Annotated in this window: 13 protein-coding genes; 7 read left to right on the top strand and 6 right to left on the bottom strand. The window is 68.4% G+C overall.

Features of this window, described 5'->3' with window-relative positions:
- The first annotated feature begins 178 nt into the window (after nucleotides 1–178).
- Complete coding sequence (locus BM150_RS01420; protein WP_092922536.1) at nucleotides 179–1,318, top strand: cystathionine gamma-synthase; 1,140 nt, start codon at nucleotides 179–181, stop codon at nucleotides 1,316–1,318.
- A gap of 215 nt (nucleotides 1,319–1,533) precedes the next feature.
- Here BM150_RS01420 and BM150_RS01415 read toward each other — a convergent pair whose 3' ends face one another.
- Together BM150_RS01415 and hppD are read right to left on the bottom strand one after the other, a co-directional pair.
- On the bottom strand, nucleotides 1,534–1,791 hold the full coding sequence (locus BM150_RS01415) for a hypothetical protein (protein WP_175496627.1): 258 nt from the start codon (nucleotides 1,789–1,791) through the stop codon (nucleotides 1,534–1,536).
- A gap of 639 nt (nucleotides 1,792–2,430) precedes the next feature.
- Nucleotides 2,431–3,576, bottom strand: a complete 1,146-nt coding sequence (gene hppD, locus BM150_RS01410) for a 4-hydroxyphenylpyruvate dioxygenase (protein WP_092923266.1) — start codon at nucleotides 3,574–3,576, stop codon at nucleotides 2,431–2,433.
- 228 nt (nucleotides 3,577–3,804) lie between these two features.
- On the opposite strand from hppD, the gene BM150_RS01405 reads away from it, so the two are divergent.
- Complete coding sequence (locus tag BM150_RS01405; RefSeq protein WP_092922533.1) at nucleotides 3,805–4,296, top strand: Lrp/AsnC family transcriptional regulator; 492 nt, start codon at nucleotides 3,805–3,807, stop codon at nucleotides 4,294–4,296.
- Nucleotides 4,297–4,556: 260 nt separating this feature from the next.
- On the opposite strand, the gene greA is transcribed toward BM150_RS01405, so the two are convergent.
- Both greA and BM150_RS01395 read right to left on the bottom strand, forming a co-directional pair.
- Nucleotides 4,557–5,045, bottom strand: a complete 489-nt coding sequence (gene greA / locus BM150_RS01400) for a transcription elongation factor GreA (RefSeq protein WP_175496626.1) — start codon at nucleotides 5,043–5,045, stop codon at nucleotides 4,557–4,559.
- 177 nt (nucleotides 5,046–5,222) lie between these two features.
- On the bottom strand, nucleotides 5,223–5,690 hold the full coding sequence (locus BM150_RS01395; protein WP_092922530.1) for a DUF4307 domain-containing protein: 468 nt from the start codon (nucleotides 5,688–5,690) through the stop codon (nucleotides 5,223–5,225).
- Between the two features lie 197 nt (nucleotides 5,691–5,887).
- Between BM150_RS01395 and mca the strand changes: the two genes are divergently transcribed.
- The gene (mca, locus tag BM150_RS01390; RefSeq protein WP_092922527.1) at nucleotides 5,888–6,769 is read left to right on the top strand and encodes a mycothiol conjugate amidase Mca; all 882 of its coding nucleotides are present in this window, start codon (nucleotides 5,888–5,890) and stop codon (nucleotides 6,767–6,769) included.
- The gene (locus BM150_RS23980; RefSeq protein WP_175496625.1) at nucleotides 6,766–7,251 is read left to right on the top strand and encodes a hypothetical protein; all 486 of its coding nucleotides are present in this window, start codon (nucleotides 6,766–6,768) and stop codon (nucleotides 7,249–7,251) included. Before mca ends, BM150_RS23980 begins: the two co-directional genes overlap by 4 nt.
- Before the next feature lie 89 nt (nucleotides 7,252–7,340).
- Here BM150_RS23980 and BM150_RS01380 read toward each other — a convergent pair whose 3' ends face one another.
- Complete coding sequence (locus BM150_RS01380; RefSeq protein WP_092922524.1) at nucleotides 7,341–9,971, bottom strand: polynucleotide kinase-phosphatase; 2,631 nt, start codon at nucleotides 9,969–9,971, stop codon at nucleotides 7,341–7,343.
- Nucleotides 9,968–11,353, bottom strand: coding sequence for a 3' terminal RNA ribose 2'-O-methyltransferase Hen1 (locus tag BM150_RS01375; protein WP_092923260.1), 1,386 nt, complete (start codon nucleotides 11,351–11,353; stop codon nucleotides 9,968–9,970). The genes BM150_RS01380 and BM150_RS01375 overlap by 4 nt, the downstream gene beginning before the upstream one ends.
- 173 nt (nucleotides 11,354–11,526) lie before the next feature.
- On the opposite strand from BM150_RS01375, the gene BM150_RS01370 reads away from it, so the two are divergent.
- The 3 genes from BM150_RS01370 to tnpB are packed head-to-tail and all read left to right on the top strand — an operon-like array spanning nucleotide 11,527 to nucleotide 13,930.
- Entirely contained in the window at nucleotides 11,527–12,036 is a 510-nt protein-coding gene (locus BM150_RS01370; protein ID WP_139219417.1) for a hypothetical protein, read from the top strand.
- Nucleotides 12,033–12,602 carry an IS607 family transposase gene (locus BM150_RS01365; protein ID WP_092922518.1) on the top strand — a complete coding sequence of 190 codons (570 nt, stop codon included), beginning with the start codon at nucleotides 12,033–12,035 and terminating at the stop codon, nucleotides 12,600–12,602. Before BM150_RS01370 ends, BM150_RS01365 begins: the two co-directional genes overlap by 4 nt.
- The gene (gene tnpB / locus BM150_RS01360) at nucleotides 12,599–13,930 is read left to right on the top strand and encodes an IS607 family element RNA-guided endonuclease TnpB (protein WP_175496624.1); all 1,332 of its coding nucleotides are present in this window, start codon (nucleotides 12,599–12,601) and stop codon (nucleotides 13,928–13,930) included. Before BM150_RS01365 ends, tnpB begins: the two co-directional genes overlap by 4 nt.
- The last annotated feature ends 71 nt before the right edge of the window (nucleotides 13,931–14,001 follow it).

Genomic DNA, 14,001 nt, shown 5'->3' with positions numbered 1-14,001 from the left:
CCGAGTCGGACCACTCCCGTGGTCCGCATGAGATTCGCGGGCGTGTCACTCCGTGCGCGGAGTGGGGGCGCCCGCGAATCTCGTTCCGCAACGGTCTCGGACCGGCGCGGTGTGTGGGCTTGTTCACCTTCCGTGAGCGCGTGCCGCATCCCGAAGGGCTACGAGTAGGGTTCCGGGCATGACCGACGGTTTCGCCACTCGCGCCATCCACGCGGGGCAGCACCCCGACAGTTCGACCGGCTCCGTGATTCCGCCGATTCACGCGACCTCTACCTACGCCCAGGACGGCGTCGGAAACCAGCGAGCGGGCTACGAGTACTCCCGCACCGGCAACCCCACCCGCACCACGCTGGAGGAGTGCCTGGCCGCGCTGGAATCGGGGCGCTACGCACGGGCCTTCTCCTCCGGGATGGCCGCCACCGACGCGGTGCTGCGTGGTGTGCTGCGTCCCGGTGATCATCTGGTCATCCCCGATGACGCCTACGGCGGGACGTTCCGGCTGATCGACAAGGTGTTGACCGGTTGGGGCGTCGACTACACCCCCGTCCGGGTGTCCGATGTGGACGAGGTTCGTGCGGCGATCCGGCACAACACCAAGGTCCTGTGGGTGGAGTCGCCCACCAACCCGCTGCTCAACATCGCCGATCTGGCCGCCCTCGCCGAGCTCGCGGCCGAGACCTCCACACGACTCGTCGTGGACAACACGTTCGCCTCGCCCTACCTGCAGCAGCCGCTGTCGTTGGGGGCCGACGTGGTGGTGCACTCCACCACGAAGTACCTCGGCGGTCACTCCGATGTGGTCGGTGGTGCCGTGGTCACCTCCGACGAGGAGATCGCTTCCGGAATCGCGTTCCTGCAGAACACCGTGGGTGCGGTTCCCGGGCCGTTCGACGCGTGGCTCACACTGCGCGGCATCAAGACCCTGGCTGCGCGGATGGAGCAGCACAGCGCCAACGCGGCCAGGATCGCCGCGGCGTTGCGGGAACACCCCAAGGTCACCAGGGTGTTCTACCCGGGGCTTCCGGAACACCCCGGCCACGAGGTCGCGGCGCGGCAGATGCGGCTGTTCGGTGGGATGGTCTCGTTCACCCACGCCGACGGGGAAAAGGCCGCCGTGGACGTCTGCGCCCGCACCCGGTTGTTCACCCTGGCCGAGTCACTGGGCGGGGTGGAGTCGTTGATCGAACACCCCGGCAGGATGACCCACGCGAGCACGGCGGGATCGTTGTTGCAGGTGCCCGCCGAGCTGGTCCGGGTCTCCGCGGGTATCGAGGACGTCGACGACCTGCTGCAGGATTTGCTCGCCGCCCTGGAGTGACGCCGCACCGCTGGGGCTGATCGCCGCGCCGCTGGGACGGCGTGGTCCAGGGTGCGTAAATTTCCCACGAAATCGCCGCACTGCTGGGGTGGTGCGGCGTGGCCCGGGTGGTGTCAATTTCTCGCGAAATCGCCGCGCCGGTGGGGTGGCACGGCGCCGGGCTTTCGCCGCGGCGCCGGGTTTCCGCTGCGGCGCCGGGCTTTCGCCGCGGCCGTTCAGCTCTTGGCTCCTTCGACACTCCAGGACGGCGCCGGTGCGGCGGGCGTGGTCACCTCATCCGGGCTCACCGGCAGGTCCTCGCGGCTCACGCAGCCGCCCACCAGCCGAACGGCCTCACCGTTCGTCTCGTAGCTGCCGGGGTCGTCGCAACCGGAACTGACCACGGTGAACACGGCGACGGCGCACAGTGCCGTCGCCGTTGTCAGTCCCGCGACCAGGGGAAGCGTGCCGGAAGAGGTACTCAGCCGTGGCATGGTGCCTCCAGGGGGCGATGTCGGTCGGTACGCTGACGACCCGGTCTTGGCGGTGTGACGACATCAAGCTTACCGAATCCGTTTTCGAATGGCGCGTTTCGAGCGAACGTCGCGATGCACTCGGTTGCCGGTTTCCGGCGCGGGATTCGCGTGTGAAACGGGTTCGGGCGATTCGACCGTCCGCTTCGTACCTGCCCGTTTCGTATCGGCCTGTTTCGTACCGGCCGTTTTATGCCGGCTGCTTCATGCCGGCTGTTTCATGTCGGCCGGTTCGTGTCGCCGGCTCGCACTGACCGCTTCGGCTCGCACTGACCGCTTCGGCTCGCACTGATCGCTGTGGCCGAAACACCGATGCCCGCCCCCGACCGAATCGTCGAGGACGGGCTCAATCGGTCATCACCCGACCTGAGACCGATGCTACTCACGTGACCGCCCTCTTCCGTGAGCAGCGGTGCCGAAGCACTCGGTAGAGTGGTAACTTCAGCCCTTCCGGGTGAAGTCGTTCGACCGTCGAGTGCTCGATCACGAATCCCGCGAAACGTCACTCGTGCGGCCCGGCGTGTCGCACCGTTCGATTCGTGCCGCCCGGCACCGATCGCCGGTGGCTGACGGCACGCGACGAGTGTGGAGCGAGCTCGATCAGAGGTTGCCGCGCAGTTCCTGCTCCCGCTCTATCGCCTGGAAAAGCGCCTTGAAATTGCCGATACCGAACCCGAGCGAGCCGTGGCGTTCGATGAGTTCGAAGAACATCGTCGGGCGGTCCCCGATCGGTTTGGTGAAGATCTGCAGCAGATAGCCGTCCTCGTCCCGATCCACCAGAATCCCGTGCTCCTTGAGCGTTTCGATGGGCAGCCGCACCTCACCGATCCGGGCACGCAGCTGTGGATCGTCGTAGTAGGAGTCGGGAACCCCGAGGAACTCGACTCCCGCGGCGCGCATCGCGGTCACGCTGGCGATGATGTCGTTGGTGGCCAGCGCGATGTGCTGGCAGCCCGAGCCGCCGTAGAACTCCAGGAACTCGTCTATCTGCGATTTCTTCCTGCCGACCGCGGGTTCGTTGAGCGGGAACTTGACCCGGTGGTTGCCGTTGGCCACGACCTTGCTCATCAGCGCCGAGTACTCGGTGGCGATGTCGTCACCGATGAACTCGGTCATGTTCACGAAGCCCATGACGCGGTTGTAGAACGACACCCACCGGTCCATCTCGCCCATCGGCACGTTGCCGACGCAGTGGTCGATCGCCTGGAACACCCGTTTCGGTGCTCCCTCCGGTTTGCGGTACCCGCTGTCCTTGGCGACGTAGCCGGGGAAGTACGGACCGGAGTACCCCGACCGGTCGATGAGGCTGTGCCTGGTCTGCCCGTAGGTGGCTATCGATGCGTAGCGCACCGTGCCGTGCTCGTCGGAGACGTCCGTCGGCTCCTCCAGCACGGTGGCTCCCTGCTCCCGGGCGTGTGCCACGCACTTGTCGACATCGGTGACCTCCAGGGACAGATCGCACACCCCGTCACCGTGCTCGCGGTGGTGGTCGGCCAGTGAGCTGTCGGGGTCGACCGCACCCTTGAGCACGAACCGCGCCGAACCGGACTTGAGCACGTAGGCCCGGTGGTCGCGGTGGCCGGTTTCCGGTCCCCGGTAGGCGATCAGCTTCATGCCCAGCGCGCTCTGGTAGAACACCGCGCTCTGCGTTGCGTTTCCCGAGATGAACACGACCGCGTCCATGGCTCTGACCGGGAACGGGTCCCGGTCCGGGTCGTGCGGGACCAGGCCGACCAGTTGCTTCATCTGCTCGAACGTCACGTCGTCACGCTCGGCGGTCCCGGTGCTTTGGTTGGCGGTCTCGGTCACGGTGTCCTCCCGCTGACTGCGAACTCGATGCGTACGCAAGCCTGCGAGTGCCGCGCACCCTGCGCAACAGGAGGCTTCACGGCTGTACAACCTGCTCGACTCGTGGTCGGTTGGTAGGGGGTCGACTGCTCACCCTGTATCACCGAAACATGTTTGGAGCGTGCTGTGACCACCACTTCGGGTGACGAGTCGCTGGACGAGCTGGACGCGCGCCTGCTGCTGTTGCTCTCGGACGAGCCTCGCCTGCCGGTGCTGGAGTGCTCCCGCCGGCTGGGTGTGGCGCGTGGCACGGTGCAGGCCCGCATGGACCGGATGATCCGCCACGGCATACTGCGCGGTTTTCCACCGGAACTGGATCTCGCCGCCGTGGGGTACGGGCTGACCGCGTTCGCGGTGCTGGAGATCGCTCAGGGGCAGCGCGGTTCGGTGGCCGAGCAGCTGGCCGCGATAGACGAGGTCTGCGAAGTACACGCCACCACCGGACAGGGTGATCTGTTCGTGCGCATGGTCGCGCGGTCCAACGACGACCTGCAGCGCGTCATCGACCGGGTGGTGGCGGTAACCGGTGTGTTGCGCACTTCCACTTCCATCGCACTGTCCACACCGGTGCCTCCCCGCGTGCGCCCGTTGCTGGAGCGCCTGGCCGATTCCGAGTGACCGATCCGGGGCCGCTGCTCGAGATTTCCCGCGACGCGGCGGGACAACCAGCTCACGTGCCGATGCCCGTGCGGCGAGCGAGCCGCTCCGCGATGTGTTCCGGGAGGGATTCGTGACGGGGAGCACCCGTCGAACCGAAGTGAACCGCCCCTGCGCCGGGGCGGTCGATGGTCGTTACCCGATGTCGCGGCTCCCGGAACGGGAGCCGATGGGAGGTTCCGCCGAGCGAGCGACCCGTCGATCCGACCGGAAAACCTCGATCAGCCCTGGAACGGCTCCGCCTTGATCAGTGTCACCTGCATCTTGCCGCCGTTGGGCAGGTCGTATTCGCAGACGTCGCCCTCGGCGGCGTCCAGCAGAGCCTTGCCGAGCGGCGAGCTCGGGGAATAGACCTCCAGATCACCGTGGGCGCCTTCCTCGCGGTTGGCGAGCAGGAACTTCTCCTCCTCGTTCTCGCCCTCGAACCGCACGGTCAGCACCGAGCCGGGACGCGCCACACCGGACTCGGTCGGAACGTCGCCGACCTTGGCGTTGCGCAGCAACTCCTGCAGCTGGCGGATACGTCCCTCCAGCTGTCCCTGCTCCTCGCGCGCGGCGTGGTATCCGCCGTTCTCCTTGAGGTCGCCCTCTTCGCGAGCTTCGTTGATCTTCGCAGCGATCGCCGGGCGCTCGGCCACGAGCTCGTCCAGCTCACCCTTGAGCCGGTCGTAAGCATCTTGGGTCAGCCAGGTCGCCTGGGTATCGCTCACGGTCACCACTCCTCGTCGACTGCGGTTCCGCGTTCCGCGGACCGATAGCTTTCGCACTCCGAAGAGCTCGGAATGGAAAAACACGGCCCGTGCGGGGCCGTGCTGGTAGCGACAATAACACGAGTAAAGGGGTGTTGTGGGGTATTCAGCCGGTACCACCGGAGTGACGTGGCGAGTTCACCCGGATGGCCGTGCACCCTCCCGGAGATAATTCGGCACATCGTAGGAACAGCCGAAAACCTCACCGGTCACCGGCTGCTCCGAGGTCCGCAGTACCGTCTCGACGTAGGTGGTCGTTTCCCCGGGGGGCAGATAGACCTCCTTGCGTCCCGCCTCCTTGCCCGAGATCCCACGGGAACGCACCACGCATTCCGCCGGCTCGGAGGGGTCGTCGCGGCGCACCTCCAGCGTGATGTGCACGGTGTTGTCGTCGCGGAGGTCGAACTGGGAGGCCTTGCCGTCGATGGGGGCGCTTCCGAAGTTCCGGTAGCCCGCGACCGCGAGCACGATCCCGAGTGCCAGTGCCAGCGCGCTTCCCAGCCACACCGGCCATCGCCGGTGGCGTCCGGAACCGCGCCTGCCGTACCTGCCCTCGGGAACCCGGTTGCCCGTTCCGGGCGAACCCGGCTCGGATGAACTCGTCACGGTCTCAGCCTCTCGACCTCTCCGGTGGTTCTTCCCCGCCGCGGTCCGTTCTCCTCCGCAGGGGGCTGCCGCCGGTCGACATCGACGTTCGGGAACAATGGAAAGCGACCTGCGGTTGAGTATCCCTGGGGCGTACCGCCCGGAGTTCGCGGGGGCGGTACAGGTGTCGACAGCCAGACGGGAAGGGAATACCGGACATGGCGGAGAAACTTCGCCTGATGACTGTGCACGCTCACCCGGACGACGAGTCCAGCAAGGGGGCGGCCAGCACGGCTCGTTATGTGGCGGAAGGTCACGACGTGATGGTTGTCACCTGCACCGGAGGTGAAGCGGGCAGCATCCTGAACCCGGCGATGGACAAGCCGGGAGTGGTCGAGAACATGCCGGAGATACGGCGTCGCGAGATGGCCGAGGCAGCGGAGATCCTCGGTGTGCACCACCGGTGGATGGGGTTCGTCGACTCCGGGCTTCCCGAGGGCGATCCGCCGCCGCCGTTGCCGGACGGGTGTTTCGCCAATCAGCCGTTGGAGGCGCCCACCGAGGAACTGGTCCGGATCGTGCGCGAGTTCCGGCCGCACGTGCTGGTTACCTACGACGAGAACGGCGGTTACCCGCACCCGGACCACGTGAAGTGCCACGAGGTCTCGATGGCTGCCTTCGACGCTGCCGGTGATCCCGACCGGTTCCCGGGCGCGGGTGAGCCCTGGCAGCCGCTCAAGTTGTACTATGGGCACGGCTTCTCCAGGCGTCGAATGCAGCTGTTCCACGATTCGTTGCTGGAGCGTGGGCTGGAATCGCCCTACGGTGAGTGGCTGCGGAAGTGGGACCCCTCACGCCAGGATCCCTACGAGCGGGTGACCACGCAGGTCGAGTGCGCGGACTACTTCGAGGTCCGTGACGACGCACTGCGTGCCCACGCCACGCAGATCGACCCGAACAGCAGGTGGTTCGCGGTCCCGCTGGACATCCAGCGTTCGGTCTGGCCCACCGAGGAGTACGAACTGGTGCGATCGTTGGTGGACACGACGTTGCCGGAAGACGATCTGTTCACCGGGGTGCAGGAGCGAGTGCACGCATGACGGTGCTCGGTTACGCGGCGGTGCTCGCGACGGAGCGGCAACCGCTGGTCATGGTGGTGGCGCAGGACTCTGGTCCGGGAGTGCAGGAAGAGGGGGTCGGCAAGTCCACCCCGCTCGCGCTGTTCCTGATCCTGGTGCTGCTGATCGCGGTCGTCTTCCTGGCCCGATCCATGACCAGGCAGCTCGGCAAGGTTCCCACCCGGTTCGACGAGCAGCGCGCCGCCGCGGCGGCGCCGAAACGCGTCAAACGTGCCGAGGCCGCTCGCCTGGCCCGACAGCGGGAAGCCGGGGCCGCCGACGGGGCCGCCGACGGGGCCGCCGAGCGAACCGAGGACTCCGACTCGTCCGCCGCTTCCGAGGAGCCGGGACGACATCCCGGCCCCGAGGCTTCCGGCGGCGAGCCCTCCGACGACAACGCCCCGACGGACGACTCGGCGGGAGACGAGGCCGCGGAGCGTCGCGATCGGGGGCGTGCGGACTGAGCGGATCTTTCCCGTCGAGCGTTGGCGGGAACTCACGTTCGTAGCCGCGTGGAACGGACCGCACGAGTGGTCCGTTCCACGCGGCGTGGTCACAACCGGGGGTCCACCGGATCCGATTCGAGGGCCAGCACGGCGGAGACGCACTCGTGCAGCCGCCACAGCGGTTCGCCGCCCGCGAGGCGATCGAGCGCTTCGAGCCCCAGGCCGTGCTCCCGCAACGCGAGCGATCGCTTCCTGCCGAGTGAGCGCTTCCGCAGCCGTTCCAGGTTGTGCGGCTCGGTGTACTCCGGTCCGTAGACCAGCCGCAGGTACTCCCTGCCCCGCACCTTCACCCCGGGCTGGACCAGCCCGTTCCGGCCGCGCGGTGCCGCCGTGCGCGGTTTGACGACCATGCCCTCACCGCCCTCGGCGGTCAGCTCCTCCCACCAGGCGGTAGCCGCGGCCACCGAGCCTGCGTCGTCGATGTCGACCGCGCGTCGTCGGGTCGTGCGGAACAGCCCCGGATCCGCCTCGGCGAGCCGGTCGGCGGTTGCCAGGTGCCACTCCTGCTCGGTGTCGCGATACGCCTGCCCCTCGCTCGCCAGCACCCGGAACGGTGCGAGCCGTATCCCCTCGGTGCCGTCGACGGGGTGGCAGTACGAGCGGTAGGCCGTGCGGAAGCGCTCGACGTCGGTGTGCCTGGCCTCGAACCTGGTTCGCAACGCGGCCACGTCGAGCCCGCGCCGCTCCGCCTCGCGCAGACCCCGCAGCGTGCTCCGCAACGTGCTGTCGCCTGCCGTGGCCGTGCCCGCGTACCGCTCGTCGATCAGACCCGCCGCCTTGGCGTTCCAGGGCAGCAGCTCCGTGTCCAGCAGTAACCAGTCGGTGTCGAACTCCTCCCACAGGTCGGTCCGGCCCACGGCGGCGTGGACTCGCGCGAGCAGCGTGGCCGAGGTCGCCTCGTCGAAGAACGCCCGCCCGGTGCGGGTGTGGATCGTTCCCGGCGTGCCCGAGGGCCGGGGTTCGATCCCGAACCTTTCCCGCGCGGTCCGGTCGTCGCGGCACAGCAGCACCACGGCGCGCGAGCCCATGTGCTTCTCCTGGCACACCAGCTCCCGCATCCCCTGGTGCCGATAGTCGGCGAAGGCCCGTTCCGGGTGCTCCAGCAGCTCGCCCTCGGTCACCGTGGAGCAGGGCGGCATCGTCGGCGGCAGGTACAGCAGCAGCCGGGGATCGATCGCGAGCCTGCTCAGCACCTCCAAGGCGGCGGCGGACTGCTCGGCACCGATCGTCACCCGGCCGTGATGGCCGGTGTGCACCACGCGGCGCCCGGACACGTCCCCCAGATCGAGCGTTCCCGGTTCGCGTCGCGGGGTCCGCTCGGCGGGATCCTGCCGCTCGCTCCCGTCCCGGTCGGTCGACTCGTCGTTCCGCGGCGGACGTGCCGGTTCGCTGTACACCCGCTCCGCCGGTACCGACACCGTCTCCCGCTCCGGGTAGCGCAGCGCGGTGAGCTCCCCACCGAACACGCACCCCGTGTCCAGGCACATCGTGTTGTTGACCCACTCGGCCGCGGCCACCGGGGTGTGGCCGTACAGCACCGTCGCGCTGCCCCGGTACTCCTTGGCCCAGGGATAACGCACCGGCAGCCCCCACTCGTCGGTCTCGCCGGTGGTGTCGCCGTACATCGCGAACGCGCGCACCCGGCCGGAGGCCCTGCCGTGGTAGCGCTCCGGCAGGCCCGCGTGTGCCACGACCAGGTTCCCGCCGTCCAGCACGTAGTGGGCGGTCAGTCCGTCGCAGAAGTCGCGGGCACGTCGTCGGAAGTCCGCACCCAGCCCGTCGAGCTGATCCAGCGTCTCCCGCAGCGAATCCGGGATCCGCACCTTGCGGCCGTCGAGCGCCTTGACCAGTTTGTGCTCGTGGTTGCCGATGATCACCAGCGCGTTGCCCGACTCGGCCATGCCCATGACCAGCCGGAGCGTGCCCGCGCTGTCCGGCCCCCGGTCCACCAGGTCACCCAGCAGTATCGCGCGCCTGCCCCTCGGGTGTTCGGCGTCGACCGCGTTCCCGTCGGCATCGTGCCGCAGCCGGTAGCCGAGCTCGGTCAGCAGTGCTTCCAGCTCCACGCGACAGCCGTGCACGTCGCCGATCACGTCGAACGGGCCGGTGTCGGCGCGGCGGTTGTTGAACAGCTTGGTCCACCGCGGTTCCGCCGAATCCACTTCGGACTCGGAACGGAGCACGTGCACCCGCCGGAACCCTTCCCGCCGCAGTCCCTTCAGCGAGCGGCGCAGGTCCTTGCGCTGCCGCCGCACCACACCCGGATCCGGGGCCTCCGGGCGCTCGGCGTTGCGCCGCAGGCAGAGGCTCTCGGGCATGTCGAGCACCACGGCGACCGGCAGCACGTCGTGCTCCCGGGCGAGCCGGATCAGCGACTGCCTGGCGTGGTTGTGCACGTTCGTGGCGTCCACGACGGTCACCCGGCCCGCCGCCAGCCGCTTGCCCGCGATGTGGTGCAGCACGTCGAAGGCGTCGGCCGTCGCGTCCTGGTCGGTGGGGTCGTCGGCCACCATCGCCCGGCAGTGATCGCTCGACAGCACCTGGGTGTGCGGGAAGTGCCTGGCGGCGAAGGTGGACTTGCCGGAGCCGGAAGCACCCACGAGCACGATCAGCGCGAGCTCGGGAAGTTCCAGCTCGGTCACACTCGGATCCGCGCTCGCGTCCTCGGTCTCGGTCATGATGTCGCGTCCCTGTCGGAGAGGTCGTTTCGGGTGAACACGGCCAGCTGGGTGGGCTGTCCGAGTCGCCGGTCCGCTTCGCCGACACCGCTCGACGTGGCGGTGTAGCCGTGGGTGCGTCCCACCCGCCGCGTCCACTCCGCGAACTCGGCACGGTCGAACTCGAAGCGGTGATCGGGATGGCGCATCCCACCGACCAGGTCCGGATAGCGCGAGTTGTACTCCGAGTTCGGGGTGGTCAGCACCACCCGGGCCGGGCGCGCGTGCCCGAACACCGCGTGTTCCAGCGCGGGCAGCCGTTCCGGGTCGACGTGTTCGATCACTTCCATGAGCACGGCCGCGTCGTAGCCCACCAACCCCGAGTCGGTGTAGGTCAGCGCGGACTGCCGAAGTCGGATCCGGTGGTTCTCGCGTTCCGAACGTCGCTCCAACCGCAGGGTGCGCTCGGCGGCCCGCAACGCGCGGGTGGAGACGTCCACCCCCAGGATCTCGCCGAACTCCGTGTCGTCGAGCAGGTCCCGCAGCAGTTTGCCGTCGCCGCAGCCCAGATCGACCACCGAGCGGGCCCCGGTCGTGCGCAGCACTTCCAGCACGGCGGCCCGGCGCTGCGCCGCCAGCGGGCGCGTCTCGGTGGTGCCGTCGTCGTGGTCGGTGCCCTCTTCAGCGGTGAGCCGCCGCAGCGCCTCGTCCACCAGCGGTCGCGCGTGCACCAGGTAGCGCCCGCTGATCAGCTCCCGCTCGGGGTGGCTCGCCAGCCAGGCCCCGCCCGCGCGCAGCAGCTTGTCGATCTCGTCCTGGCCGACCCAGTAGTGCTTGGCGTCGTCGAGCACCGGCAGCAGCACGTAGAGCTGGTTCAACGCCTCGGAGACGGTGTGCTCGCCGCGCAGCGCCAGCCGCCCGTACCGGGTCTCGCCCCGGTCCGGGTCGTGCAGCACCTCGTGCTCGACCTCCCAGCCCAGCGGTTCGAACAGGCGGCGCGGCAGTTCCCGGTCCCGGCCGTGCGGCACGGCGGGCAGCTCGATCCGCAGCGGCACCGCTCGGGTGACCAGCTCGGGCCGCGCCTCGCAGCGGGCCGCCAGCGCGGTCCGGAACACCCTGCCCAGCGCCACCGCCAGCAGCGAGGAGGCCACGTAGGGGCGGTCGTTGACGTAGGGGCCCAGCGCCCACGAACCGCCCTGGCGGGCCTGTCGCGCCAGCTCCACCGGATCGGTCTCCAGCAGCAGCGCGGCGGTGCAGTCGTGCTCGTCGGCGCGCGGGTAGTAAACGTGCGCCCTGCCCGCCGTCACGTCGAAGGACTGCGCCCGCTCGGGGTGCTTGTGCAGCAGGAACCCCAGATCGCTGGCCGGTCGCTCCCCCATGGTGGTGCTCAACGTCAACAACACGGGCACCAGCATGCCTCGCGGCGCGTGTCGCACGCAGCCGATTTCCGGTGCCGACCGGCCTGGGATGCCCCGTCCCCCAGGTGGTTCGTCGGACTCCGGAAAGAATCCGAACGGGGAGCTCGATCACGAGCTCTCGGTGTTCGTGTCGAGGGCCGAACTCTACGATGAGTTCGTTGAAGATCGAACACCTTTCCGATTCCGCTTCCGGAGGCCGAGCCGGAACGTGGAAACGGCGACTGCGAACGGCGCTCTACCTGTGCGGACTCGCCGGGGTGGCCTCGGTGCTGTGGGCGGGCAGCCTCGGGACCGACCTCTTCACCCCCTGGGCACAGCTGTCGGCGTTGCGACCCCAGTTGAACGTGCTGGTCCTGCTGCTCGCCGTGGTGCCGTTGTGGCGGCGGCGTTTCGTGATCTCGGCGCTGACGCTGGTCACCGCGCTGGTTTCCACGATCGGGATGCTGCCCCCGACCTGGGGGACGAGCGGTTCGGTCTCCTCCGGTTCCGGCTCGGTCGGGATAGCCGTCTTCAACGTTTCCGCCGACGGTGCCGACCTGGCGGAGATCGCCAGGGAGATCCGGCGCGCCGATCCGGCGGTGGTCTCGCTGCCGGAAGCTTCCAGGGGTCGAAAACCGTTCGGGCATCTGAGTAATTACGTGTCACTCTGTGCTAAAGTGTTCCCATGAAGCTGAAGGAGTGGGCGCGGGAACAGGGTGTTTCCTACCGGACCGCGTTGAACTGGTTCCACGCGGGAACTTTGCCCGCGCCCGCTCGTCAGCTGTCCACCGGCACGATCCTGGTCGAACCGCCCACGGTTGAGACCGGGCGGACGGTGGCGTACTGTCGGGTTTCCAGCGCGGATCAGCGCGACGATCTGGATCGGCAAGCTGGACGAGTAGTCCAAGAGTGCGCTCGCCGTGGTCTCGCACTAGATTCCACGGTCACCGAGATCGGGTCCGGGTTGAACGGCGACCGGCAGAAACTGCGGAAGCTGCTCGCTACCCCCGAGGCAACTACCATCGTGGTGGAACACCGCGATCGGCTGGCCCGATTCGGTGTCGAACACCTCGAAGCCGCCCTGTCCGCCCAGTCCCGCCGAATCGTCGTACTCAACGACGCCGAAGTGGAAGACGACCTGGTGCGCGACATGACCGAAGTGCTCACGTCGATGTGCGCCCGCTTGTACGGGCGCCGGTCGGCGGCCAAGCGGGCGAAAGCAGCACTGAAGGCGGCGGAGGTGCCGCCGCGATGACCACGGTGTTGCAGGCGTACCAATTCGCGCTCGACCCGACCGGGCAGCAGCAGGCCATGTTGTCGTCGCACTGCGGCGCGGCACGGTTCGCCCACAACTGGGGCCTGGCCCAGGTCAGGGCCGTGCTGAACCAGCGGGAAGCCGAACGCTCCTACGGCGTGCCCGAATCCGAGTTGACGCCGAGCCTGAACTGGTCGGCCTATTCCCTGCGCAAAGCCTGGAACGCCGCGAAGGACGAGGTGGCCCCGTGGTGGGGCGAGAACTCGAAGGAAGCCTACGCCTCGGGTCTGGCCAATCTGGCTGATGCTCTGGGTAATTGGCACACGTCCCGCACCGGTAAACGCGCCGGGAAGCGGATCGGGTTTCCCCGGTTCAAGTCCAAGCGCCACCGCTTGTCGTGCCGGTTCTCCACCGGTTCGTTCGGGCTGTCCGAGTCGGATCGGCGGCATGTGCAGCTGCCCCGCATTGGGCTCGTGCGCACGCACGAATCCACCCGCAAACTCGCCCGGCACGTCGAACGCGGCACCGCCCGCATCCGATCGGCCACCGTGTCGTTTCAACGCGGCCGGTGGCACGTGTCGTTGTCCGTCGAGATCACCAAGACCGAACCTGAGCCTGCGGTCAAGGGCGGGACGGTGGGTGTTGACCTCGGGGTGAAGCACCTGGCGGTGCTTTCCACCGGGGAAATCATCGCCAACCCGAAACACCTCGACGCCGCGCAGCGGGAGTTGCGCCGGTTGCAGCGTCGGGCCGCCCGCCAGCAGGGCCCGGACAAGCGCACCAAGCGCACACCGTCGAACCGGTGGCGCACGACCCAAGCACGCATCGCCACGCTGCACACCGCCGTGGCGAACGCGCGCCGCGACGGGCTGCACAAGCTCTCCACCCGACTCGTGGCCGAGTTCGACACCGTCGTGGTGGAAGACCTCCACGTGGCCGGGATGGTGCGCAACCGCCGGTTGGCTCGCGCCATCTCCGGTGTCGGCATGGGCGAGCTGCGTCGCCAACTCGACTACAAAACCACCTGGTCAGGCCGCGATCTGGTGGCGGCAGACCGGTTCTACCCCAGCTCGAAAACCTGCAACGACTGTGGTGCGGTGAAAGCCAAACTGCGCCTGTCCGAGCGGACATTCACCTGCGATCACTGCGGCTACCGCACTGATCGCGACCTCAATGCGGCCCGCAACCTCGCGGGCCTGGCGTCCTCCCCGAGTTGCGGGGCGACGAAAAACGAGCCCGCTGGAAACCCACGTAAGACCAGCCCCGCTGGCAGCGGGTATCGCCACGGGAAGACCCCGACACAACGGGCCGGGGCCAACGCCGCGTAGCAATACGACGGCTCAGGAACGTTTCCACACCTTTCCTGAACGGTTATGCCGGAAAACTGGTCGACAGGCTC

The sequence above is a fragment of the Actinopolyspora alba genome (assembly GCF_900112765.1).
GTDB lineage: Bacteria > Actinomycetota > Actinomycetes > Mycobacteriales > Pseudonocardiaceae > Actinopolyspora > Actinopolyspora alba.
The sequence above is the reverse complement of the archived record's forward strand: the minus strand, read 5'-3'. Positions and strand labels throughout refer to the sequence as shown.